The sequence below is a fragment of the Lacticaseibacillus porcinae genome (genome assembly GCF_003946305.1).
GTDB lineage: Bacteria > Bacillota > Bacilli > Lactobacillales > Lactobacillaceae > Lacticaseibacillus > Lacticaseibacillus porcinae.
This window is the reverse complement of sequence record NZ_RHNS01000001.1, coordinates 1-24,741: the sequence shown is the minus strand read 5'-3', so window position 1 is coordinate 24,741 and position 24,741 is coordinate 1. Positions and strand designations below refer to the sequence as shown.

Sequence of the window (24,741 nt, the reverse complement as noted above, 5' to 3'; positions counted from 1 at the left end):
GCGCCTTCAAGAAACAAAGTCAAGTACTAATGACGAGAACTTTTTGTAAATGTTTTGTATCGCCGAAAAAAGCATCCGTGCATGACGGATGCTTCGAGCGATTCAGACCACTTGATCAGCGTCATCAGTGGTGTGTAACGCCATGTATACTAGTTCAACACCAGTGGCCAAAAGACACACAGGTGGGAAAAAGTAAATTGCGACGCCCAACACGATCGTAAATGTTGGCAAACGCCAAGAATTCATAAATCGGTAGGGTGGCATGGCGGAGATTTTTTGGGCAACAGCGGAATCAGCATGGGCCTCAATTAAGGCGCGCGTCAACCACCAATAAGCGATGCTCCACAAGAAAAATACCCCTAAATAGAAATATTCTGGCGCACGGTCGTTCAAAAAGCGCCCTGCCCAAGCGGTAGCGACAGGAATCATCGACATTGTAAACAACCAAGCATTATTGATCCAGTAAATTTTCTTGGTTAAACGCGTGGCTAACGCAAACATGTAGTGGTGATTAAACCAAGCAACCCCGATAAATAAGAAGCTGATCAAGTAGGCAAATAAATACGGGGCGTCTGCTAAAATCGCGGTCCATTGCGGACTTTCCGGCGTTTTAAATTCGAGGATCATGATCGTCATAATAATGGCGATCACAGCATCAGTAAAGGCTTCAACGCGGGCATGATTCATAAGTGACTCCTACAAATTAGCGTCATGGGTGAAATTCAGCGGTGACAGATCCGTGCTAGTCATCAATAACTGCATGGTGAAATCATGCCAGGCGTTCAACGCGATCGCAGCGTTAGCAGCAGTGGCGGTGGTAGCAAGGCCGGCTAAGCCTTGTTCATCGAGGTTGACACTAGCCGCATCTGCTTGAGCGATACTAGCAAGGAGTTTTTGATGAGTGCTGGTTTGCACCGCATCTAAATCTTTGGCAAATTGCATGAAGTGGGCATCGACTAAGACACTCGCCAACTTGAATTGCCAATAAGCAGAATTCAGGTCGGCAGGGAGTTTGCCTTGTTTGAAGGCATCAGGCGTGTCAGTGGTCCCAGCAAAAAATGGAATGAATTGACTTTCAGCGGCGACGCCCATGGCTTGCCAGTGAATGTCTGCGATCGGTTGCGGTAAGTTTTGCCGTAGTTGCAACACATGCGCTTCTTGAGTCTTGGCCACAGAAATCGGGCGATAGTGATGTGGGAACTTCGCGCGTGGGTCTGCAGGGTCGAAGTCGGTTTCTTGATAATGTGACCCCAGCACTGCAAAGGCATCATCGACATGTAATAAGCGATCGGCTTTTTGAATGAAAGGCAAGTCGCTAGATTCTGGGTCTTGCACGACACTAGGCGTCAAGCGGCGTTGGCCGTCCCACACGCGCGCCGTGTTGTAGGTGCGATCAAAACTTGAGTCGGTGCCAAAGATCCGCCGGAAGTTAAAATCGGTGCCTGGGGTCCACAAGTGGTGGCTTTCGGCAAAGTCTTTGAGGTCGGCACTGAACATAAAGTCGTCGCTGTCAAAATCAATGACTTGAATCGCCAGTTGATTGGCGACTACCGCGTAACTGTCGTCAGGAATCCGTTGGGCGACATAGCGATGGCCCGTCGCGATTTCCATATACCAAGCTTCATCGTGATCGGCAAATAAAATGCCGTTTGCTTCACCAGTACCGTATTTCTCAACGATATCGGCGAGACGTTGGACCCCTTCACGGGCAGTGGTCACATAAGGCAATACCACAGTCACCATGGCTTCTTCAGTGATCCCATCTTCAATGAAAGGGTCATACGCGAGCACCCGCATATTCGCATAAGCTGATTCAGTCGCACTCATCGCGACACCAGCGCTGTTGATGCCGGCTTCTTCAAATAACCCGAATTCATCGGTCCACTCAGGCGTTGCGGTATAAGCCAAAGCGTTTTGCGGCAGCGGCATCGCGAATTTGTTGGCTTTTGAGGTGAATTGTTGCGCCTCAACCACTGCGGCATGCTTGACCACATGCTTTGGCCAAGCGGCTTTGGAGTCTTCGTTGCGGCCGATGATCACGGAATGATCAAAGGTCGCATTTTTACCGATCAAAATACTGGTACATGAACTGCGAGTTAACATTGGGCCACTTCCTTTTTCTTCTATTTAGTAGTATACCTTGTGCGCAGGGAAAATGCGAAACTGGCTTTCTTTTCGTAACCGACGATCTATGCTAAAATAACAACAACAACATTAAAAGGGGATCATCTTATGCCATTAGTTCATATCGATTTAATCGCGGGCCGCTCTCGCGAACAATTGCGTCAAATGTGTGCAGACGTCACCGAAGCCATCGCCAAAAACACTGGCGCACCTAAGGAACACATTCACATCGTTCTCAATGAAATGGCCAAAGAACATTATGCCGTTGGCGGTGTGTTAAAGGCAGACGAAAAGTAATTCGGAGGGCAGCTTATGGCTGAAACCACAGATACTGCTTATTTTGAAAAAATGAAAGGCGAGATCCTTGAAGCCTTAGAAACGGTCATTGATCCAGAGCTGGGCATCGATTTGATCAACTTAGGGCTGATCTACGGCGTCGACCTCGATGAAAACGGCAAATGTGAAGTGGAAATGACGCTCACCACCATGGGCTGTCCACTGACGGATATCCTTGATGAAGATATTCATCGCGCTTTGATGGGGATCGATGGCATCAAAGCGGTTGAGATCCACTTGGTTTGGTATCCTGCTTGGGGACCAGAACGCATGAGCCGGTATGCGAAAATGGCGTTAGGCATCCACTAACGCTGATCATCAATTTAAAAAAAGGGCATGTCCGCATGCTCTTTTTTCAAGTGTAAAGGAATCACTATGCCTTATTGGACCAAATTGTTACAATTGAATCAACAACTCGCCCATCCCGCGTTAAATGCCCAAATCAAAGCGATGACAGCTTGGCGCGAAGCCTTGGCTCACCGCCAACTGCCCAAACATCCCTTACCGCGCTTAGGGATCGATGAAAGTTTATATTTGGATCTGGTGATGGCTGGCCACGATGTCAAAGCCATTCAAACAATGGACAAAATGCTTCGCAACTTCCGGCAGTATTTTGCCTATCATTACGGCATGTGGTCTAGCGTCAATCAAGATTTGTTTACGACTTGGCAGCAATTATTTGGACCGCTGCGTTATTTAGAAGTGGCTAGTGGCAATGGCTACATTTCTGCAGGTTTAAAAGCCCAAGGTAATCACGTGATCACCACTGACGCGTTGACTTGGACGCAAGAGAATATGACTGGTCGCACACCGCTAGTGCAAACTGAGGCGTTGACGGCAAATGCTGCATTATGGGCTTATGGCGATCAAGTCGATGCGGTGGTGATGGCTTGGAGTCCTGACCGCGATATCAACGACGCGCATACGCTTCATTTAATGCGACGACAGTTTCCGCAGTTGTTGTGGTTTGTGATCGGCGAGCGCAACGGCGCGACTGATAGTCAATTATTTTGGTCATTGGCGCGCATCAAAGCAGATCGCCGGTTGTTGAAACTTAACCGGCAACTGCCGCAATTTGATGCGATCAATGAACGCATTTATTTGATCCAGTGAGAGGAGCCATTGTGAAAAGACTATTTATTATCGATTTACTATGGATCGGCTTGGTGGTGTTAGCCGGGTTGACGTGGTCGGTGCATGATCAATCTGCTTATGCCGATCGGTTGAATCATTTTGGATTAAGCGAATCGGCGGTGGTGCTGCACACCAAAAGTCAAATGACGCCGGCCCAAGCCGTCAGTAAGTTAGCTGACGCGAAACTCGATGACTTACAAGTGCAATTTCAAGGGTCAGATCAAACCATTTATTATTATGGTAGCGGTGACGCGGCGAAATTACCGTTGCGTTCAGGCGCGTGGTTTTCTGATGCAGATCTGACGTCGAGTTTACCAGTCGCAGTGGTGGGCAACGAGTTATCAGATCAATTATACGCCGGCAGTAATCAACGTTATGTCACCCAAAATGATCGCTACATCCCAGTCCTTGGTGTCGTCGGCACGCAAAAAGGCAGTCCCTTAAATGACGTGACTTTCTTGAATGCCAGTGCTGCCACTGATGCACCGGCGTTAAAGCAGTTGACGGTGATCGCTGATGGCACCAACATTGAACAAGACGCCAGTCAATTGAAATCGCTACTTCATGCAAGTTCAACCAGTCATTATGTTTACACCGGTTCGCAATCGCGCACGTGGTGGCAAGAAAAAGGGCAAACCTTTGCGATCCTTGCCGTGTTGTTAGTGGTGGCATTAGGTTTAGGCATCTTTGCCAGTCGCTTAGTCCCAATGAACCAAGCCTTAGGGTTAACGCCGGTGATGGTGGCCACTTACATTCGCGGCTGGTGGGGACGTGCCGTCGCCCATAATGTCGTGGCAGGTGCTATCGGGGTGGCGATCGCTTGGTGGGCCTTTTACTTGACGGATCATGCTTACTTATTAATTTATGCGATTTTATTGTTAGCGGTATTTGCAGCTGGGGATTACCTGAGCTTGCGCGCGCGCTTTAATCGTGAAAGGAATGAACAATGAGTCAATTTCCCACAGGCTTTGAAGCCAAATATCAACAATTGTTAGGTGACGAGGCAGCCAGTTTCTTTGCGACTTTCGACCAACCGGCGCAAAGCGGTTATCGCACCAATCCCTTGCGGCCCGCCGTCGCCACTGAAAATTCCGACGTGGCTGTCCCTTGGAGTCAATGGGGCCATTATGGCAAAGTCCAAGGCAACAGCATTGAACATGTGTCTGGTTATGTTTATTCACAAGAACCCAGTGCGCAATTCGTGGCCACGGTGCTTGAACCACAACCTGGTGAACGGGTCTTAGACTTGTGTGCCGCTCCTGGGGGTAAAACCACGCATATTGCCAGCTTCATGCAAGGACAAGGTGTGGTGGTGACCAATGAAATCAACCGCGGTCGTGCAAAGATCCTTGCCAGCAATGTTGAACGCTTCGGCATTACCAATGCGTTGATCACTAATAACGATCCTGAAAGTTTAGCGGCGGCTTGGCCGGAAGCTTTTGACCGCATTTTAGTCGACGCGCCTTGTTCTGGTGAAGGGATGTTTCGTAAAGATCCTGAAGCGATGCAATACTGGAACGTTGATTATCCTGCCGAATGCGCTCGCCGCCAAAAATTGATCTTACAGTCAGCGCAAGCGATGTTGCGACCTGGTGGTACCTTAGTGTACTCCACGTGCACCTTCAGTCCTGAAGAAGACGAACAAATCGCCAGCTGGGCGAATGCTAATTTGCCGTTAAATTTAGTGCCGATCGCAAAAGACTTCGGGATTGAATCAGGTCGTCCGCAGTGGGCCGACGGCGATGACGCCGTCAAAATGACTGCTCGCTTATGGCCGCAACATGTAAACGGGGAAGGGCATTTTGTCGCGAAATTCATCAAAGCAGATGATGCGGCGATCCATGGTAAACTTGCTGATGTTGGGCGTTTAAGTGCGACGCAACGCAAAGATTTCGACGCCTTTGTTAAAAGTGACTTAACCCACAGCTTAAATGGGCAATTGATGGCGATCAAAGATCAATTGTTCTTGGTACCTGCTGGGACGCCTGACTGGCGCAAAGTCCATGTGGTGCGCGCTGGTGTTCACGTCGGCACGTTCAAAAAGAATCGCTTTGAACCGAGTCACAGCTTGGCGACGGCGTTGAATCCTGAAGATTTTCAATTAAGTGTCGAAACCACCCCGGAAGAATATGCGCAATACCGTCATGGTGACTTGTTGCACCGCGAAATACCGGGCAAACATTACGTGTTATTGACGTTGAATGGCATGGGCTATGCCTTAGGTAAACTAGTGAATGGCAGCATCAAAAATGTTTATCCCAAAGGTTTGCGGGTTTAAAAAATGTGGCTGAGACATAAAGCGAACTTAGCATAGAGTAGAAGGCGCCTGACGAGTAAATCCCGAACTTAGGATTTGCTTGGCAGGCGCCTTCTACGCAAATGCGTTGCTTTATGGCTCGTACAATCTTGTCATTGTCGTGTTTATTTTGATGCCTTTAATGATGTCTTGGTCTCATTTATTTACAATAATTTCAATTCACGCTGTTGGGCGTAATTGACCAGCTCTGAGCTGTATACGACTGGGACTTGCTTAAGGGCTTCAAGGTTGTCAGCACCAAGCATCGCCATGAGGACTGGAAGTTCTTGTTGCCAACTTTCAAGTTTAGCTTGCGTTTGGGCATCTCCGAGTTTGATCAACCAATGAAGCACTAGTCCGGCAACCCCGACTGCACTGGCCCCTAAACGTAATGCTTTGATCACATCAAACACAGTGCGGACACCGCCAGTTGCAAAGAGTTGCGCTTTTGCCTTTTGGGCTTCAAGCAAAGATTCGACCGTACTTTGGCCAAAGCCGGCGAGATCTTCCAAAACTTGGGGATCGTTGGTCCGGGCATTTTCAATTTGGGCAAAATTTGTCCCGCCGCGGCCACCGAGGTCGATGTATTTTGCGCCGAGGCCTTCAATTTGAGTGATGGCTTCGCGTGTCATCCCATTGCCGACTTCTTTGACGATCACTGGGACCTTTGAGTGGGTGATAATGTCGGCGATGTTGTCCAACCAGCGATAATCGCGATCACCTTCAGGCATCACCGCTTCTTGGACGACGTTGACGTGAATTTCTAAGGCATTGGCATCAATCATCGCCACAGCGTCATGGGCTTGTTGCCAAGTGGCGCCTGCGCCAAGGTTAGCGAGAATAAAGCCGTCTGGATCATTTTCTCGCAAGGTGGCGAAGGTTTTTGCTAACGCAGGTTCTCGCAACGCCACTGATTGTGATCCAGTGGCAATGGCGAGGTGCAAGGCATGCGCCAAACGTCCTAAGCGCGCATTGTACTCACCAGTTTGTTTGGAGCCGCCAGTCATCGCATTAATGAAAAACGGCCATTGCCAATCAAAGACGTTAGGTGAGACGTCGATGTCTTGAACATTGGTTTGGACCAGTGGGGTGTGGATCAACCGCACTTGATCAAAGCCAGCAGATGAATGTTCTTGAAAGAATTTCTCCGCTAAAAATAAATGTTCATCTTTGCGGTGGGATTGAATCGATTCAGACATGCGTTCCTCCGATCACTTGGGCAGCAGGACCAGGCATCGTCGTCAATACCCGATCCGCGAAATCTGGTTGCAACGCCTGTAAGATCTGCGGCACATAGTCGCTTAAGGTCAAAATTTTGACGTTAGGTCCAGCATCCATCGTCGCATAAGCGGGGATCCCATTTGCCCGCAGTTGTTTGACGATCGCCCAGGCTTTCAAGGTTTCTGGTGTCCAGTAAGTGAACGCAGGGTCGCTGGCAAGGATCGTCGCGTGCATTTGCATACTGGATTGTTCAGTGAGGTGGCCGATCGTTGCAAAATCATTGGCAGAAAGGGCAGATACCATTTGTTGCGCGGCTTTTTGATTATGAGTCACCCATGCTGGGTAGTAAGGGGAAGTTGCCACCGTGTTGGCCATTAAGTTGCGCGAAGAAATGGGTTTCGGTCCCGCGTCGACCAGTACCACTAACATCGCGAGATCAAGGTCAGGCATCGGCAACGACTCCGCAAAACTCGTCGCATCGTCATCGCCGCGATGCCAAATCGACAAACCACCGTAAATACTGCGCGTCGCCGAACCTGATCCGCGGCGAGCTAACCGCGACAATGCGATTTCATTAAGTTGTAAACCAGCAGCGCGACTTGCCGCCAACGCTAATGCGGCATATGCAGACGCTGAACTCGCTAATCCTGCCGCAGTCGGGACGTGGTTGACACTGTCGACATGCGCAAAGGCAGTGATCTCAGCACGTTGGCGCACCAAATCAAGAAATGGGGTGATTTTCTTCGTTGGTTGCGCCGCACCATCTAATGAAAAAGTATCTGCCGTCAGCGCGTCGTCGAATTCAACAGTCGTATCAGTATAAAAATCATTCAGTGTCAATGACACGCTATCAGTATAAGGCAAGATCAACTGCGGGTCTTTTTTACCCCAATATTTGATCAGCGCAATATTGGTATGTGCGCGGGCGGTGATTGCTGTCATCAATTTGTCCTTTCGTCGCTAAAATCATATTGCCAAGTTGCCGTCGCCCCAGCTTGCGTCAATGCGTCGCGGATCTGCGTAGCCTGAGTCGCATCAAAGGCCAAAGCAATCATACAACCACCTTGACCAGAGCCAGTGAGTTTTGCCCCTAAAGCACCATTTTCCTTGGCAGTGGCAATGAGTCGATTTAATGCGTCATTGGAAACCCCTAACGCTTTAAGTTGCCCTTGGGCGTGATCCATTTGCGTTCCTAGTGCTTGTAAGTCGTCTTCCGCTAAAGCTTTGGCGGCAAACACAGTTGCTTGACCGATCGCTTCGATACTTGCAGTCGTCGCCGTTGGATCGTCGGTTAAATGTTGCGCCACAGCGCCGACAGCCACTTTGGTTTGGCCAGCGATGCCAGTATCTGCGATCACCAAGGTCCCATTTTTCGGAAATTGAATCGGGATCGGCGGTTGCCCTTTGACAAACCATTGCGGTCGATCTGCAGAAGTGGTCGCGGCATCTAACCCGCTAGGATTGCCATGGATCGCGTGTTCTGAAGTGGCGGTCCAACTTAATAGTTGTGCTCGGCTCAACGGTTCGTCAAAGGCCGCGTAAAAAGCCCGCACTACCGCCGTTGCACAAGCGGCAGAACTCCCCATGCCGCGTTCGGGTGGCAAGGCAGAATCGATCGTTAAGGTAAAGCCTTGATTTGAGGCATTGAAATGTTTCAATAAAGCAGAGATCAAGTCCGCGATTCCAGCAAAATTAGTCCCTGCTGCAGCGTGTAAGCTGCCAGCATAAAAACTCGATTGAATGATTTGCTCGGTGTTCGTCGTTAAGCTGGCTGTTAAGCGAATGCTTTTGACAGGCAAGGCGATGGCAGGTTGGCCATACACCACAGCATGTTCACCGATCAGAATAATTTTGGCGAAACTTTCGCCACTTGCGTTTTTCATGTGTGTCCCGCTCCTTAAATTACCACAATAATCATACCTTAAACCTAGGCGATAAACTAGCTTGTGCTACACTAGAACTAACAAATCTAGGAGGCAGTGCCATGGCGTTACAATTTGTGATCGGACCGGCAAGCAAAGATCATCAACAAGCGATGATCGCCCAGATCAAAGCTGATCTTGCCGACCCCCAAGCTGAAGTTTTTTACTTGGTGCCTAACCACGTGAAGTTCGAAAGTGAAGTCAGTTTACTCAAAGGGTTAAAAACTGGCACCATCGCCGCGCAAAATCGCGTGCAGACCTTTTCGTTTACGCGTTTGGCGTGGTATTTTTTACGGGAAACCCCGATTTTTGCGCAACCACGTTTAGACACTGCCTCAAATGCGATGCTTGTTGCCCGCTTGTTGCATGAACATCGTGACGACTTACGGTTATTTGGTGGGTTGGCCAATGCGATGGGCTTTACCACGAAACTGGCAACACAGCTCACCGAATTACTTAACGGCCGCATTGACGCTGAGACCTTGCAAAAAGCTTGTGACGATTTACCAGGTAATGACCGCCATCGCGCGAAATTGCAAGACTTGGTGATCATGCTTGACGCTTACGAACAAGCAGTGGGGCCGTTTGCGACAAATGCCAGCTTACTTGCGGCATTAAGTCAAAACTTGCAAAATCGTGACCTCAGCCACACTTATTTTTATTTGGATCACTTCAACGACTTAGCGGCCAGTGAACTCAACTTAGTGGAAACGTTAATGCAACAAGCCGCTCAAGTCACTGTGGCCTTGACTTTAGATGACTTAGAAACAGCGCAAACGCCTGATTTGTTCTTGCCTGCTAAGCGGTTGTCTCAGCGTTTGTACGGCGCGGCTAAACGCCTGGACGTGGAAATCGCACCACCGATCACTGCCCCTGATCGCAAGCTTTCAAAGGGGATGCAGGCAGTTGAACAATTCTTTATCGCTGACACCAAGCTTGAATCGATCAAATTCAGTCAGCCAGTGCCTGATGTCACCTTAGCCAAAGCGGATTCGCCATACACGGAGTTGCGAGCTGTCGCCAAGCAGATCAATATTGCGGTGCACCATGGTGCGCGTTATCGCGATTTCTTGGTGATCGCAAGGCATTTGGATCCTTATGCCGATGTGATCGATCCGATCTTTGCAGAATATCAATTGCCGGTGTTCGTCGATCATGAACACCCGATGCAACATCACCCAGTAGTCGCGTTGTTTGAAAGCTTGTTTGCCATTTACCAACATCATTATCAATATGCCGACGTGATCCGGTTGTTGCGCACAGAGTTATTGATCCCCAAAGACATGACGCCAAAAGCTTTTCGTGAAGCCGTTGATGTATGCGATAATCATTTGCTGCGGACTGGGATCTCTGGGAGCTATTGGACTCGCGATCAAGATTGGCAATATTTACGGCGCCGCGTCGATGAAGCAGGCGTTGATCGCGATGCTGAAAAAACCGAACAACTCAATATTGTGCGGCGGCTGATTCAAGAAAATCTGCCGCGTTTATTTAAAGCACTCAACAATGCCACGACCGGTCAAGAAGGTGCGACCATTTTATATCAATGGCTCATTGATATGGGCGTCGTTGCGCAACTGAATGATTGGCGTCAAGCAGATATTGATCATGGAAAATTACAAGCGAGTCAAGCTGGTGAACAAGCTTGGGCGACCTTTGTGAAGTTGTTAGATAATTATGTCGCGATTTTAGGAGAAACCCCTTGGAATCTCGACCAATTTGTTGAAATCTTAACCGCTGGGTTTGCCAGTGCCACTTACACCCAAATTCCATCGACACTTGACCAAGTCGTCGTTTCAGAAACGGCGTTAACGCGATTGAATCATTTTAAACATGTGTTTGTGATCGGTGCGACTGCAGCTGTGATGCCAGATCAAGTCTCTGACAGCGGGTTGTTGTCTGCAGAAGATCGCGTGGCACTACAATCGCGGCTACCAGAAACTGCGTGGCTTGCGGTTAATGGCCCGCAAGTGGCGTTAGGGGATCCGTTCATCAACTATGTGGGGATGTTAGCAGGAAATTCGCAGCTGACCATGAGTTATCCAGGCTTTGGCGACAGCGAAAATCACGCGTCGCCTTATTACACCCATATGCTAGAAGGGTTGCACTTAACTGAACAAACTTGGGGGCAACCCACACCAAGTGACGCACCAAATGGCGGCACCCCGCGGAGTTTGCTTAGCGATTATGTCGCCATTGCCCAAAAAGCCCGCGAACAAAAATATCCTAAACTGCCACTAGCGTGGCAAAAAGTCTACACCCAACTGTTAAAAACTAACTGGCAACCACTCACGATCCGCTTAGCCAGCAGCTTGACTTATACCAATGACGTTGGCAGCTTGCCACCAAAACTCGCCGAAAAGCTTTACGGTGAGCATTTATTTGTTTCGGTGTCACAACTGGAAACTTATTATCGCAATCCGTTTGAATATTTCTTGCGGTACGGTTTGCGGTTGCGGATCCGACCAGAATTTGAAATGACGCCTGCAGACACCGGCTCCCTTGATCATGCCACCCTTGATTTGGTGTTTAAACAACTCGCCGAAAAACAGTTACGTTTAGGTGATTTGAATGCGCAACAATTGCGCGACCTTGTCGGCGAAGTGGTGGATTCATTAGTCGCCCAACCAGGTTTAGAAATACTCACCACCAGTTTACAAGGCGATTATGCCAAACGCCGGATCCAAAGCATTTTAGTGGCGGTACTCACGGCGATCCGGCAACAACAAATGGCGAGTCGCTTTGCCACCCAAAAAACAGAATTACCATTTGGTGCGGGGGACCGGGCGCAACAACTTGCCCCGATCGTGTTACCGATCGGCAATCACCGCCAAGTGTCTGTGCGTGGGAAAATCGATCGCCTAGACACGGTCAACTTAAATGGCGACGAATATTTCCTTGTGATCGATTACAAGTCCAGCAAGCATGTGTTCACTCCGCTTGAAGCCTACTACGGCGTGGCGATGCAAATGTTGACTTATATCGATGCCGTCGAAAATGATCTCACAGAAAAAGGGGTCAAAAATAAACCTGCCGGCGCCTTGTACATGCATATGCATAAAAAGCCGGTCGCTTATGCTGCCAATCCGGATGTGTTACAAGTCGAACATCAAAAAGCCTACAAATTGCAAGGCTTATTAGTGTTGCCTGATGATCAAGAGCAAGCGTTAGACCTTGCGGAACAATTCGATGTTGGTTTAGCAGAAGCTGGATTCACCAGCAATATCGTTCAAATCGGCACGAAGAAAAATGGGGAATTTTCCGCCCGGACTCATGCCATTTCTCAAGGGGCATTAGACTTGTACCTCAATCACAACCGCCAAGCGATCATTCACGCCGCTCAACAGATCCTCGCCGGCAACATCGCCTTAGCCCCACTGCAATTTAAGTCAGAAGCGACAGTGATCACCCAATCGGATTATCAAGCGATCATGTTGTTTGATCCGGCCACTGAACACGACCGCTATCACCATGTCGACACCCTTGATATCCCGACCATTATGCAAAACATGCGAAAGGAAGCTGAAGACCATGACTAAATATACAGAGAATCAAACCAAAGCGATTTTACATGGCGGCCATGATGTGTTGGTGTCAGCTTCTGCCGGCTCTGGGAAAACCACGGTGTTGGTCGAACGCATTTTACATCAATTAAAAGCTGGCGGCGAATTGTCGCGAATGTTGATCGTGACGTTTACCAACGCCGCCACCAGCGACATGAAACTTAAAATTCAAAAAAATCTCAAAAAAGCTTTTGCCAAAGAATCCGATACGCAAATTCGCCGTCATTTAGGCACCCAACAAGCCTTAGCCAACAGCGCCCCGATCATGACGCTGGATGCTTTTTGTCAACAAGTGGTGCAACAATATTACTATGCCATTGACTTAGAACCAGGATTTCGGATCTTAAGCGATCCTGTCGAGCGACAAATGCTTGCAGAATCCGTGTGGCATGACCTTGTGGAGAATGAACTGGCCAGCGATCATGCGGCGGACTTTGAAGCACTAGCGGACAATTTCAGCACTGGCACTGATGATTCAGGGTTGTCAGAGGCGGTGTTTGCCTTAGTAGATTATGCCAACACCACGCCGACGCCGACCAAGTGGTTACAACAAATTGCTGATGCTTATGATCCTGAAAACTTCGATGCCTGGTTCAACCAAACTGTCTGGCCGCGATTGGCAGAACAACTGCGACAAGCCCATGACAGTTTACAAGGGTTACTGGCAGACCTTGATCCTGCAGACAATGCGTTAGCGGATGCTAGTGCCCAATTGCAAAGTTTATTAACGGCGTTAGATACCGCTGCGCAACAAGACACCCAAGACTATGCCAGCGCGCAAAGTTTGTTGACTAATTTGCCTTGGCCTGACTGGCGCAAAGGCCGCCGTACCAAAGATGAAGCGGCTAAGGAAATTAAAAAACAAACAGTCGACGCTGCTAATGCAGTGAAAAAAGCTTTTCAAGCGAATGCGGGAACGTTGGTGCAAATCGCCCCTCAAGATTTAACCGAAGCGCTGCAAGCCACTTATCCGTTGATGCAAACCTTAAGTGACGTGTGTTTGGAATTCACTTTGGCTTTTGCCACTGAGAAAACTAGCCGCCACGTCCAAGATTTCAATGATATCGCCCATCACGCGTTAGACATTTTGCATACTGATGATCCCCAAACCGGCAAACCGATCGCAGAAAACTTTAAAACAAGCTTTGATCAAGTCTTTGTTGATGAATACCAAGACATCAACTTGTTGCAAGAAAGTTTGCTCGACGCCGTTTCCCAATCAAACCCTGGCAATCGCTTTATGGTCGGCGACATTAAACAAAGTATTTACGGCTTTCGTTTAGCGGACCCGCGGTTGTTTTTGGCGAAATATCAACGCTTCGGTGAAACAGACAGTGAAGGCGAGCGGTTGGTATTAGCGGAAAACTTCCGCTCGAGTCGCAATGTCTTGGATTTCACCAATTTGATTTTTTCTCAAATCATGGATCCTGCCGTTGGGGACATGGCATATGATCAAGACGCACAACTTAAACGCGCGACGTTTAGTGCACCTGAAGACTTTGCACCAACCACGGAATTGTTATTGAATGTTGCCGATCCTGACGCCGAACCAGACGACGAAGACGATGAGCCTGATGTGGAGAACTTGGACAAAGCCACCCGCCAAGCAAATTTGGTGATCGCCAAAATTCAAGCGCTGGTCAATGATCCTGACGCGATTTTATACGACGGGCAACACCAAGACGAAAATGGGGATTTAGTTTGGAACAAACATCGGATCCGCTATCAAGATATTACCTTGCTTGTGCGCGGTCGCACCAATAACGTCGCCATTCAAAGTGCGTTTGCCAAAGCCAAAGTGCCGATCGTCGTCGCCGACGCCCAAAATTATTTCAAAACCACCGAACTGATGACCATGTTGTCGTTGTTACGGGTGATCGACAACCCGAAACAAGAAATTGCGTTAGTGGCTGTGTTGCGGTCGCCGTTAGTGGGGATGCGCGCTGATCAGTTAGCGTTGATCCGCTTGGCGAAACCACAAGCGACGTTTGATGATGCCTTTGAAGCCTTTCTCAACACACCGACCACCACTGACTTTGGTGCGCAAACGCAAAAAGTCGCGCAACATTTTGCTGATCAAATCACCAGTTTACGCGATTTTGCTCGCGGGCATGAATTGGTGCAGTTGATTTGGCGGATCTATGATGAATTCGGGTATTTAGATTTTGTCGGCGGTTTAGCAGGTGGGGTGCAACGACAAGCAAACTTGCGCGCTTTAGCTAGTCGCGCGGCGAGTTATGAGCAAGGTGGCTTCCGCGGCTTGTTTGCTTTCATTCACTTCATTGAATTAATGCAAAAGCAAAACAAAGACCTCGCCAGCGCTGTCACTGTCGATCCTGATGTTGATGCGGTATCATTGATGACCATTCACGGTTCCAAAGGATTGGAATTCCCAGTGGTGTTTGTGATGGGGATGGATACTAAATTTGATCTGCGGGACTTACAAAGTCGTCAGATCTTAACCCCGAACTTAACTGGGGTGCAATGGTTGAATCAACAAACTGGGGCCATTTACCCATTGCCACAATTTGAATTAGCCAAAGCGACTAAGCGGCGGCAAATGCTTGCCGAAGAAATGCGGTTGTTGTATGTGGCGTTGACGCGTGCAGAACAATATTTATTTTTAGTCGCTAACGTCGACAGTCCTGATGCTTTGACTAAGAAGTGGGCAGTTGCGACCACAGCGACCCATCAAGTGTTGCCGCAAGCCATGCGCGCCAGTGCTGGTCGTTATCTCGATTGGATCGGCATGGCGATCGCGAGACTTGATGATCGCCGCATTGAAACATTTGGTGCAACCGTCAAAACGGTGAGTGATGCCGATCAAACCCAAAGTGCTGCCACATCCCCAACCAAGTGGCCTGAGCCTGACCCACAACTTGATCTTGAGCAGTGGTTCAACTGGAAATATCAATATGATGAGGCGACCAAAACCACTGGCTTTCAATCTGTCACTGAAATTAAACGGGCGCAACAAGAAGATGAAGATATTCAAGAGCTCGCGACCTCAAACCGCCAACTCGGCGGCAACCGTTATGTCTCAGACTTCGCGCAACCACAATTTTTGAGTAAACCGAAAGCCCCATCAGCAACTGCCATTGGGACGGCGACACACTTGGTGTTGCAACAACTCGATTGGACGAAGCCGGAAGCTTCCATTGCTGAAACGATCGCGCGCTTAGTCGCCGAACAACGCCTCGATGATCAAGTCGCGGCAAAAATCGATCAGGCCAACTTGTTACGCTTTACGCAAACTGAGCTTGGCCAACTGATTGCCGACAATGCGTCAAACTTACATCGCGAAGTCGCCTTTTCCTTGTTGTTACCAGCGGAACAAGTCTTTGCCAAAATGGCAGGGGATTCGGACAACGATATCTTAGTCCATGGGATGATCGACGGGTACGTCACCACACCAAAAGGCGTTGTGTTATTTGACTACAAAACCGATCATGTCCACTCAGCCAGTGAATTGTTGCCGCGCTACAGCATGCAGTTGCAACTATATGATGAGGCGCTTAGTACCATGCAGCCGCAACCGGTGATCGCACGATACTTGATCGCTTTGGCCACTGGTGAAGTGATCAGCGTAGCCAAAGCCGCACAAGAATAGTAAAATAGACGCTGAAACTATCGAGAAGTGAGTGAAGTCATTGGCTTTCGACCAAATTTACGCTGTATTAGACTTAGAAACCACTGGTACAGCAGTTAAAAATGGGGATCGCATCATTCAAATTGGATGTGCCTTCGTCAAAAACTTTAAGGTGATCGCCACCTTTTCACAATTGATCAATCCGGATCGCGACGTTCCAAAAGCGATTCAGCAATTGACCCATATCGATCCAGAGGCGTTAGTGGCAGCGCCTTATTTTGAAATGGTCGCAGAAGCTTTCGCCAAACGGCTACAAAATTGTGTGATCGTTTGCCACAATGTGAATTTCGATTATCCTTTTTTAAGTGCAGAGCTTGAACGCGTCGGGTTGCCGGCGTTGACCAATCCTGCCATCGATACTGTGGAACTGGCGCAGATCTTGTTGCCAACACTTGGGAGCTATCGTTTGCAAGATCTCACTGCAGCCCTTGGGATCCAACACAAAAATCCCCATCGCGCAGATTCAGATGCCATTAGCACGGCGAAGCTGTTGATGGCGTTGGCACAGCACTTTCAAACGTTGCCGAGTGTGTTGCAACATCAACTGGTCGCCAAAAGTCATGCTTTGATCCGCCAAACTGGCGATTTCTTAGCCCAACTGGAACGCTTTGACGTGCCGCTTGCAAAGCCAATGATCCAAGTTGGTGATTTGGTGTTGCAAGCCTTACCTGAAGTCGTCGACCCCATCCAACCGCGCGCTTATCCACTAGCGCCTGCTGACAAAAAAGCCATTTTAAAGCCTGCATACAAATGGCGCGCAGCTCAAGGCAAAATGATGGACGCCATTTATCAAAATGCCACTAACGACCAACAACCAATAGCGATTGAAGCAGGCACTGGTTTAGGGAAAACCATGGGGTATTTGTTGCCTTATGCCTATCTCACCAACGCCGAACAAAAGCTGGTGGTGGCCACCACGACGACAGTACTTCAAAGTCAACTGTTTGCTCAAACCCAAAAACTTGCCGACCTGCTTGATCGCCCGATCAATGCGGTGATCGTCAAAAGTCCGAAACATTACTTAGATCTGAACCAATTCCATCACAGCTTACAATTGCCTGCAGGTGATCGGTTAACCGCAGTGCTACAAATGAAGTTATTGGTGTGGTTGAGTCAAACTACCACAGGGGATCTCGATGAACTGCATTTAACGACTTATCGCGCACCATTATTTGGTCAAGTCGCCCATGCCGGCGGCAAAGTCAATGGGGCTTATGCCGATTATGATTTTTATTCGCGGCTACAACAGCAGATCAAAGCCGCCAGCATTGTGATCACCAACCACGCCTACTTAGCGCGACACGTCGAACTTAGCGACCAGTCACCATTTTTAGTGGTAGATGAAGCCCAGCATTTTGCTGATAATGTCGCGTTAGCCCATGCCCATCAATTGGATCTGGCAAAATTGCGGATCCATTTGCAACATTTGGCCCGGTTGATCAATCGCCCAGAACATCACAATTTGATGCAAGTTTTTGCCGATTCCAAAATGCAAACTTATCAGCTGCAAAGCTTAGCCACGGCGGTTGCGACTAGCATTGCCACCATTGAAGCCGTGCAGATCAAATTCAGTCGCCTGCTGATCGACCCGCAACCTGGTTTTATGGCGCAATCGCTAGGCGAAGCAGATGCACAAGCAGTGGAAACTCAGCTGCGTGAGTGGTTGCCTCGTTTATCGCGACAACTTGATGCTGTTGCTGGCGTTTGCAGTCAATTGCAACAAGTTTATCGCAACCATCAAGACCATTTTGGCATGCATGCCGCTGGGTTGTTTCAAGCATTAGGGGCACTTCGCAAAGCCTTTGATCAAGATCGCACACAGTTGACGGCATTAAACGACTTCAAACATCTTGATCAACAACTTTGCCGCTTGGAACTGTCCAACGGTCGTGATGCGTTGAGTTTGAAGCTCACTTGGCAACAAGTGTCAGGCGCCAAGGCCTGCCAAGTGCTACTTGATGCGTTCAAGGCCCCTGTATTAGTCGGTGCGACCTTGATGGTAGCGCGGAAGTTTGATTACTTACTTGAAGCAGTCGGCTTGCCGCTAGACACTCAGACCTTGCGACTGCGCAGTCCTTTTCATTACGCCAGTCAAGCACAGGTGTTTGTCGATCCTAACGCCCCGCATCCTGATGATCCAGAGTATTTGGATTACTTGGTGGATGCGCTACAACAATTGTGTCAGGGGCAACATCAAACCATCGTTTTGTTCAACCGCTTAGATACCATCAAAGCGGTGTATGCGCGGATCAATGATCGCAAGTGGACGCAAGATTTGGAGATCTTAGCCCAAGGGGTGTCAGGGTCGGCGGAAAAAATCGCCAAGCGGTTTGCGATTTCTAAAAATGCGTTATTGCTTGGGGCCGCTAGTTTCTTTGAAGGGGTCGATTATCCTGACAAACAATTGGAAATGGTGATTTTAACCCGACTGCCATTTGATGCGCCGAGTCAACCGTTGGTGCAAGCTAGAAACGAACAACTGGAAGCCCAAGGTCGCGACCCGTTTAAAGAAGAAGCTTTGCCGAAAGCGACGTTACGTTTGCGACAAAGCTTCGGGCGTTTGATCCGTACCGAACATGACCGCGGGGTGTTTATTTGTTTAGATCCGCGGTTAGTCACTACGAAATACGGGAAGCAAATGCAACATGCCTTACCAAATCTTAAACCGATGAGCCTTTCCGTCAGCGACATGGCGCAGTATAGTCAAGCATGGTTAGCTCATCAACCACTATTTTCAAAGGAGGCGCCTCATGCGTAGAGCAAATCGCCGCAACTGGCAAAAACAGATCTGGATCGTCGTCGGCTTAGTGCTGATCGCCTTGGTCTTAGGCATTTATCAAAAAGGGCTCGCCCCAATGCATGCGGTGCGCAAACAAGCCATCAGCATTGCCAAAAAGAAAGCCGATGTTCAATCTGTCAGCGATTTTTATTGGGATAAACAACGGGATTCTTATGTCACGGTGGCAGGCACCACCAAAAACCATCAAAAAGTTTATGTGTTGATCCGTCAAAAAACTGGGCATCTCCAAGTGTTGCGACAAAGCAACGGGATCTCACGGCAAGAAGCAGAAGCTGAAGCGATCCAAAACTTCGCGCCTAAGAAAATAATTAGCGTAGGATTAAGCATTCGTAAACAAAAAGTGGTTTGGGATGTTGGCTATCGCGCAAAGTCTGGTAAACTAGGCTATGTAACTTATGATTTTAAAAACGGTGATCAATTATTTGCCGTTGCTAATTTATAAAACCGCTGGGGAGTGAGCCTATGCATTTATCAAAGCGAATCAATACTGTGGCACCGTCGGCAACATTGGCTGTGTCGAATTTAACCAAGCAAATGAAAGCGCGCGGAGAAGACGTGATCGATTTATCGATCGGTCAACCAGATTTTGAAACGCCCAAGCACATTGAAGAAGCTGCCATTGCGGCGATCAAGGAAAATAAAACCAGCTTTTACACCCAAGCTAGTGGCATTCCTGCATTGCGGCAAGCGATCGCCGATCACATTTTTGATCAAACCAAGGTGAAATACGACCCCAAACAAATCGTGGTCACCACCGGGGCGAAGTTTGCGTTGTTTGGGTTGATGCAAGTCTTGCTTGATCCAGGTGAAGAAGTCTTAGTCCCAATTCCTGGTTGGGTGTCATATGTGGAACAAATCAAACTTGCCGGCGGTGTGCCACGGCAAGTGGTGGCTAAAGCGAACTTCAAAGTCACGGTTGATGAACTCGAAGCCCAACGCACTTCAAAAACGCGCGCTGTGATCATCAACTCCCCACAAAACCCAACTGGTGCTGTGTACACCAAACAAGAATTGACTTTGATCGGGAACTGGGCGTTGAAACATGACATTTTGGTGGTCGCTGACGATATTTATCGCGATTTGATTTATAACGGCACCGAATACACTTCCATGATCCAAATCGATCCTGCCATCACCGAAAACACGGTATTGATCACCGGGGTTTCCAAGTCTTATGCCATGACTGGCTGGCGCATCGGGGTGATCGCTGGTCCTGAAAAAATTACCGCTGCCATGGGCAAATTACTTGGCCATGCCACTGGCAATACCACTGCCGTTGCGCAATATGCAGCGTTGGCTGCGTTTAGCGGGACTCAAGCACCAGTCGAAACCATGCGCCAAGCATTTGAAAAGCGCTTGAATGCGGTGTACGATCGATTAGTACAAATTCCTGGCTTTGAACTGGAACAAAAGCCGCAAGGGGCCTTTTACTTGTTCCCGAAGGTTTCTCGCGCTGCGCAATTGTGCCACTACACCTCAGTTGATGACTTTGTGGCGGCATTGCTTGAAGAAACTGGCGTGGCGTTAGTGCCAGGCCGCGCCTTTGGGATGCCAGAACATGCGCGGTTGAGTTATTCAAAGGATATGGACAGTTTAATGACAGCGATGGATCGCATTGCCGCCTTCGTTGCCAACAACTGATTTTACTTAGAGGAGAATTTATTGCATGACTACCACGATTCGCATTAAAGATGCCGCCCAACACGTTGATGAAGAAGTTCAGATCAACGCGTGGCTGACTGACAAACGCTCAAGCGGGAAAATCGCCTTTTTACAATTGCGCGATGGCTCTGCCTTTTTCCAAGGCGTGGTGTTAAAAAACGCTGTGTCTGAAGAAGTGTTCGCCACGGCCAAAGAATTACACCAAGAAACGTCCATGACTATCACTGGGACCATTCATGAAGATAGTCGCAGCCACTTCGGTTATGAAATTCAAGTGTCTGACATTAAAGTCGTCGGGACTTCAGAAGATTACCCGATCACCCCTAAAGAACACGGGATCGAATTCTTGTTGGATCACCGTCATTTGTGGTTGCGCTCCAAGCGTCAATTCGCGATCCAACAAATTCGCAACGAAATGATCCGCGCCACTTATGAATTCTTCAACAACGAAGGCTTCATTAAAATGGACCCACCGATCCTCACTGGTTCTGCTCCTGAAGGCACCACGGAATTATTCGAAACTGAATATTTCGACAAGCCAGCATATTTATCTCAATCTGGTCAATTGTACGCAGAAGCTGGCGCCATGGCTTATGGCAAAGTCTTCACCTTCGGCCCAGTGTTCCGTGCTGAAAAGTCCAAGACCCGTCGTCATTTGACGGAATTTTGGATGATCGAACCAGAAATGGCCTTCATGCATCAAGATGAAAGCTTGAAGATCCAAGAAAACTACATCGCCTTCTTAGTGCAATCCGTTATCGACAACTGCGAATACGAATTAACGTTGATCGATCGCGATATCGACACGTTGAAGAAGTACACTAAGACGCCATTCCCACGGATTCGTTATGATGAAGCGATCGAAATGCTCCAAAAAGCGGATTTTGATGTGAAGTGGGGCGACGACTTCGGCTCTCCTGAAGAATCTTACTTGTCCGAACAATTCGAACAACCTGTGTTTGTGTTGAACTATCCAAAAGCCATCAAACCATTTTACATGTTGCCTGAAGAAGGCCGCGACGATACTTATGTCTGCGCTGACTTGTTGGCACCTGAAGGTTATGGTGAAATCATCGGCGGTTCCGAACGTGAAGTCGACTATGATAAGCTCAAAGCGCAAATCGAAGCCAAAGGGTTATCTTTGGACGAATACGAATGGTATTTGGACTTGCGTAAATATGGCAGTGTGCCGCATTCAGGCTTTGGTTTAGGATTTGAACGGGCGATCACTTGGATCTGCCACTTGGATCACTTACGCGAAGCGATCCCATTCCCACGGATGATCAACCGCATCAAGCCGTGATCACAAAAGGGCCAAGACTGTCATTGTCTTGGCTTTTTGTTTAGCTCAATATGATCATCTGAGGTGCTCCGCTGGTTTGGCGCCGCTACGGACAACTGACCAAGTTGCCGGTGCGGCCGGCTGCAGAAATCGGCACAAACCGCCGATGTTCTTGCGCCTAAAATATGAACCAGAGAAAATCGCTCTGTTTCATATTTTGCCGGTGAAATCTACGGGAGCCGCACAAACCGCGTCTTCCTTGATTTCACTACCACAGGCAATTGGTCAGTTGTCCTCCGCTTTACCAAACCAGCTACGCGCATCAATTTTCTCGGCTAACAGACGGATGTGATGACGGTGATCATAGCTGACTGATTTGCATTATCATGAGTTAAAGGAGTTTTTCCATGGCAGATGCTTTAAATAGCTTTTTACAAAGTCGCAATACCAGTTTTTCAGATGTGTTATTTTCCCACTTCGCTCAAACCGATTTGACGCAAAGTGAATTTGTGGTGTATTTGTTTTTGACGCGGTGGGGGCAGTCTCATGTCGAAGCCCCGGAACCACAAGCGTTAGCGCAAGCAACGAAAATGACACCAAGTGGGGTATATGCGGCGATCACCAGCTTGATCAACAAACAAGCTATCGCCTTGATCAGCGTGTCTGACAATGAAGGCCATTCAGTTGATCAATACGATGTGACGCCGTTGTTGCGGCGGTTGTTGACGACGCCGCAAACCTCGACTGCTAAAACGACGACTGGCAACGCCTTGGTGTTCAATCAAATCGAAATTGAATTTGGGCGGCCATTGTCGCCGATCGAGCAACAAACCATCAGTGATTGGTTGAATATCGATCATTACGACGCTGGTGTCATTCAGTTAGCGTTGCGCGAAGCAGTGATCAATCAAAAGTATTCGCTGCGGTATATGGATCGGATCTTGATTGCTTGGGAGAAACAACACCTCACCACAGTGCAACAAGTCCAAGCTTATCAAGCGCAACGTGAACAATTGTAAGGAGGGATCTGCATGAACGACGCGTTAGCTGTTGAGTTTTTGAATGCGGTGTTGAAAGAGTATCCTGATGCCCAACCGACGTTAGTGGCACACAGTCCATTTGAAATTTTAGTGGCGGTGATGTTATCAGCGCAAACGACTGACGTTGCGGTCAACGCCATCACGCCGAAATTATTTGCGGCGTATCCAGATGCTTTGGCGATGTCAAAAGCCACTGCTGAAGAAATCGAGCCTTACATTGATCGCCTCGGGTTATATCGCAACAAAGCCAAATACTTAGCGACGATGAGTCGTCAGTTGATGTTGCGGTTTGATGGGGTGGTGCCACAAACATATCCAGAACTCACAGCACTTGCTGGCATCGGTCGCAAAACTGCGACGGTGGTGCGCACTGACGCCTTCAATATTCCAGGGATCGCGGTAGATACGCATGTGTCGCGGATCATCAAAGGTTTTGGGATCGCTGGGCCCAAAGCGACGCCTGATCAAATTCAAAAGCGTCTAGAAGCCTTGATGCCAGAATCGACGTGGATCCAGTTGCACCGTGGCTTGATCCGCACAGGTCGCGAATGGTTGTCCGCTCGCGATCCGCAATTTCCTGAAGCTTGGGCGAAGTTTAAACCTTATTATCATCCAATTAAAAAGGAGTCTCGTCATGCCTGATACCATTCAACCTTCGAAACGTCACGCTAAACGTGAATCATGGGATCATTATTTTATGAAGCTGGCGTTAAATGTTGCCGAACGCTCCACTTGTGAGCGCGCAACCGTCGGCGCCGTTCTCGTGAAAGACCATCGCATCATTGCCACTGGCTACAACGGCAGTATTTCCGGGGACCCGCATTGCGATGAAGCCGGGCATTTGATGCGCGACGGTCACTGCATTCGCACCTTGCATGCGGAAATGAACGCCATTTTACAATGTGCGTTAAATGGTGTGTCGACTAAAGGCGCTACAGTTTACGTGACGTTCTTCCCATGTTTGAACTGTACCAAAGCCTTGATCCAAGCTGGGGTCTCGAAAATTTATTATGCTAACGACTATCGCAATGATCCTTATGCCGTTGAATTGCTGGCCAATCATCAAGTTGACGCTGTGCATTTAGCCGTCGAAAATTAATTTGAAATATTTTGGACCAATTGCTTGCAATTTAATTTAGGAAGCGTTATCATGATGTCGAATTCTATGAGGAGTGGGTGGCTGAGCGCAGGTCACTCGTATCACTTCGCGACGGGTGGAAGTGCCCGCTAAACTCTCGGAGACCATCCCGTAGCATCTGGGCTTAACTGTCGAGCGCTGCTAGATCTCCAGTTCCAAAGTGCCGGTACTGAAGGGTCCCAGTCGTGGACTCAAACCAGTTACAGCCGGGAGTAGTGCCCTCACGGTGACGTGAGACGCAAGGCGACGTCTGTTTGCCAAAGGCAGTGCAAAGCCGATTAGCAACGAACGCGGTTGAGGTCTAATAAGCCAAGGCCCGCAGCAACGTCCTTGAGATTGTGTGATACTGTAGACACGTAATTGAATGGCATAAAAGCCGTGAATCCACGAAGCAGAATGCTGTTTCGTGGATTTGTTGTGCCTTGACGCAAGTTATCGTCAAAACCCACAACAGACACCAAAAAAGCGATCCGAAAAATTTCGGATCGCTTTTTTGATTGTGCAGGCTTTAGCCTGGTACGCGCGGAAAACGCGCGTGCCTCAAAACCACCCGCTGTGCGGGTGGAGTCAAATA

At 48.6% G+C, this 24,741-nt stretch carries 20 protein-coding genes; 14 read left to right on the top strand and 6 right to left on the bottom strand.

Annotation, left to right across the window (positions count from 1 at the left end; genetic code table 11):
• Nucleotides 1–102: 102 nt before the first annotated feature.
• Together EKM92_RS00095 and EKM92_RS00090 are read right to left on the bottom strand one after the other, a co-directional pair.
• Complete coding sequence (locus tag EKM92_RS00095; RefSeq protein WP_125706756.1) at nucleotides 103–687, bottom strand: TMEM175 family protein; 585 nt, start codon at nucleotides 685–687, stop codon at nucleotides 103–105.
• A 9-nt stretch (nucleotides 688–696) separates the two neighbouring features.
• The gene (locus EKM92_RS00090) at nucleotides 697–2,103 is read right to left on the bottom strand and encodes a C69 family dipeptidase (RefSeq protein ID WP_125706755.1); all 1,407 of its coding nucleotides are present in this window, start codon (nucleotides 2,101–2,103) and stop codon (nucleotides 697–699) included.
• Nucleotides 2,104–2,232: 129 nt separating this feature from the next.
• Here EKM92_RS00090 and EKM92_RS00085 point away from each other — a divergent pair, with 129 nt between their 5' ends.
• The 5 genes from EKM92_RS00085 to EKM92_RS00065 all read left to right on the top strand — a co-directional run bounded on the left by EKM92_RS00085 (nucleotide 2,233) and on the right by EKM92_RS00065 (nucleotide 5,872).
• The gene (locus EKM92_RS00085) at nucleotides 2,233–2,421 is read left to right on the top strand and encodes a 2-hydroxymuconate tautomerase (protein WP_125706754.1); all 189 of its coding nucleotides are present in this window, start codon (nucleotides 2,233–2,235) and stop codon (nucleotides 2,419–2,421) included.
• A 15-nt stretch (nucleotides 2,422–2,436) separates the two neighbouring features.
• Complete coding sequence (locus EKM92_RS00080; protein ID WP_125706753.1) at nucleotides 2,437–2,769, top strand: metal-sulfur cluster assembly factor; 333 nt, start codon at nucleotides 2,437–2,439, stop codon at nucleotides 2,767–2,769.
• A gap of 66 nt (nucleotides 2,770–2,835) precedes the next feature.
• Entirely contained in the window at nucleotides 2,836–3,573 is a 738-nt protein-coding gene (locus EKM92_RS00075; protein ID WP_125706752.1) for an SAM-dependent methyltransferase, read from the top strand.
• An 11-nt stretch (nucleotides 3,574–3,584) separates the two neighbouring features.
• Nucleotides 3,585–4,544 carry an ABC transporter permease gene (locus EKM92_RS00070; RefSeq protein WP_125706751.1) on the top strand — a complete coding sequence of 320 codons (960 nt, stop codon included), beginning with the start codon at nucleotides 3,585–3,587 and terminating at the stop codon, nucleotides 4,542–4,544.
• Nucleotides 4,541–5,872: an RsmF rRNA methyltransferase first C-terminal domain-containing protein gene (locus EKM92_RS00065; RefSeq protein ID WP_125706750.1), complete on the top strand. Its 1,332-nt coding sequence runs from the start codon at nucleotides 4,541–4,543 to the stop codon at nucleotides 5,870–5,872. Before EKM92_RS00070 ends, EKM92_RS00065 begins: the two co-directional genes overlap by 4 nt.
• Before the next feature lie 182 nt (nucleotides 5,873–6,054).
• On the opposite strand, the gene fni is transcribed toward EKM92_RS00065, so the two are convergent.
• From fni to mvk, 3 genes are read right to left on the bottom strand one after another with little or no spacing between them, the layout of a single operon-like run.
• Nucleotides 6,055–7,089, bottom strand: a complete 1,035-nt coding sequence (gene fni, locus EKM92_RS00060) for a type 2 isopentenyl-diphosphate Delta-isomerase (RefSeq protein ID WP_125706749.1) — start codon at nucleotides 7,087–7,089, stop codon at nucleotides 6,055–6,057.
• Nucleotides 7,082–8,053 (bottom strand): diphosphomevalonate decarboxylase, encoded by a 972-nt coding sequence (gene mvaD / locus EKM92_RS00055; RefSeq protein ID WP_125706748.1) that lies wholly within the window; start codon nucleotides 8,051–8,053, stop codon nucleotides 7,082–7,084. The genes fni and mvaD overlap by 8 nt, the downstream gene beginning before the upstream one ends.
• A complete protein-coding gene (gene mvk, locus EKM92_RS00050; RefSeq protein ID WP_125706747.1) occupies nucleotides 8,053–8,994 on the bottom strand; it encodes a mevalonate kinase in 942 nt (313 codons plus the stop codon). The genes mvaD and mvk overlap by 1 nt, the downstream gene beginning before the upstream one ends.
• Nucleotides 8,995–9,095: 101 nt before the next feature.
• Between mvk and EKM92_RS00045 the strand changes: the two genes are divergently transcribed.
• The 9 genes from EKM92_RS00045 to EKM92_RS00005 all read left to right on the top strand — a co-directional run bounded on the left by EKM92_RS00045 (nucleotide 9,096) and on the right by EKM92_RS00005 (nucleotide 24,128).
• Nucleotides 9,096–12,572 carry a PD-(D/E)XK nuclease family protein gene (locus EKM92_RS00045; protein WP_125706746.1) on the top strand — a complete coding sequence of 1,159 codons (3,477 nt, stop codon included), beginning with the start codon at nucleotides 9,096–9,098 and terminating at the stop codon, nucleotides 12,570–12,572.
• Nucleotides 12,565–16,206 carry a helicase-exonuclease AddAB subunit AddA gene (addA, locus tag EKM92_RS00040; protein ID WP_125706745.1) on the top strand — a complete coding sequence of 1,214 codons (3,642 nt, stop codon included), beginning with the start codon at nucleotides 12,565–12,567 and terminating at the stop codon, nucleotides 16,204–16,206. Before EKM92_RS00045 ends, addA begins: the two co-directional genes overlap by 8 nt.
• A gap of 40 nt (nucleotides 16,207–16,246) precedes the next feature.
• Complete coding sequence (locus EKM92_RS00035) at nucleotides 16,247–19,003, top strand: helicase C-terminal domain-containing protein (RefSeq protein WP_125706744.1); 2,757 nt, start codon at nucleotides 16,247–16,249, stop codon at nucleotides 19,001–19,003.
• Nucleotides 18,996–19,487 (top strand): cell wall elongation regulator TseB-like domain-containing protein, encoded by a 492-nt coding sequence (locus EKM92_RS00030; RefSeq protein WP_125706743.1) that lies wholly within the window; start codon nucleotides 18,996–18,998, stop codon nucleotides 19,485–19,487. The genes EKM92_RS00035 and EKM92_RS00030 overlap by 8 nt, the downstream gene beginning before the upstream one ends.
• A 20-nt stretch (nucleotides 19,488–19,507) precedes the next feature.
• Nucleotides 19,508–20,686: a pyridoxal phosphate-dependent aminotransferase gene (locus EKM92_RS00025; protein ID WP_125706742.1), complete on the top strand. Its 1,179-nt coding sequence runs from the start codon at nucleotides 19,508–19,510 to the stop codon at nucleotides 20,684–20,686.
• 25 nt (nucleotides 20,687–20,711) lie between these two features.
• Nucleotides 20,712–22,010 carry an asparagine--tRNA ligase gene (gene asnS / locus EKM92_RS00020; RefSeq protein WP_125706741.1) on the top strand — a complete coding sequence of 433 codons (1,299 nt, stop codon included), beginning with the start codon at nucleotides 20,712–20,714 and terminating at the stop codon, nucleotides 22,008–22,010.
• Nucleotides 22,011–22,396: 386 nt separating this feature from the next.
• Nucleotides 22,397–23,008 (top strand): DnaD domain-containing protein, encoded by a 612-nt coding sequence (locus tag EKM92_RS00015; protein ID WP_125706740.1) that lies wholly within the window; start codon nucleotides 22,397–22,399, stop codon nucleotides 23,006–23,008.
• Nucleotides 23,009–23,020: 12 nt separating this feature from the next.
• A complete protein-coding gene (locus EKM92_RS00010) occupies nucleotides 23,021–23,671 on the top strand; it encodes an endonuclease III domain-containing protein (protein WP_125706739.1) in 651 nt (216 codons plus the stop codon).
• Nucleotides 23,664–24,128, top strand: a complete 465-nt coding sequence (locus EKM92_RS00005) for a deoxycytidylate deaminase (RefSeq protein WP_125706738.1) — start codon at nucleotides 23,664–23,666, stop codon at nucleotides 24,126–24,128. Before EKM92_RS00010 ends, EKM92_RS00005 begins: the two co-directional genes overlap by 8 nt.
• 317 nt (nucleotides 24,129–24,445) lie before the next feature.
• Here EKM92_RS00005 and EKM92_RS13680 read toward each other — a convergent pair.
• On the bottom strand, nucleotides 24,446–24,741 hold a 296-nt coding region (locus tag EKM92_RS13680), incomplete at its 5' end, for a hypothetical protein (RefSeq protein WP_225420682.1).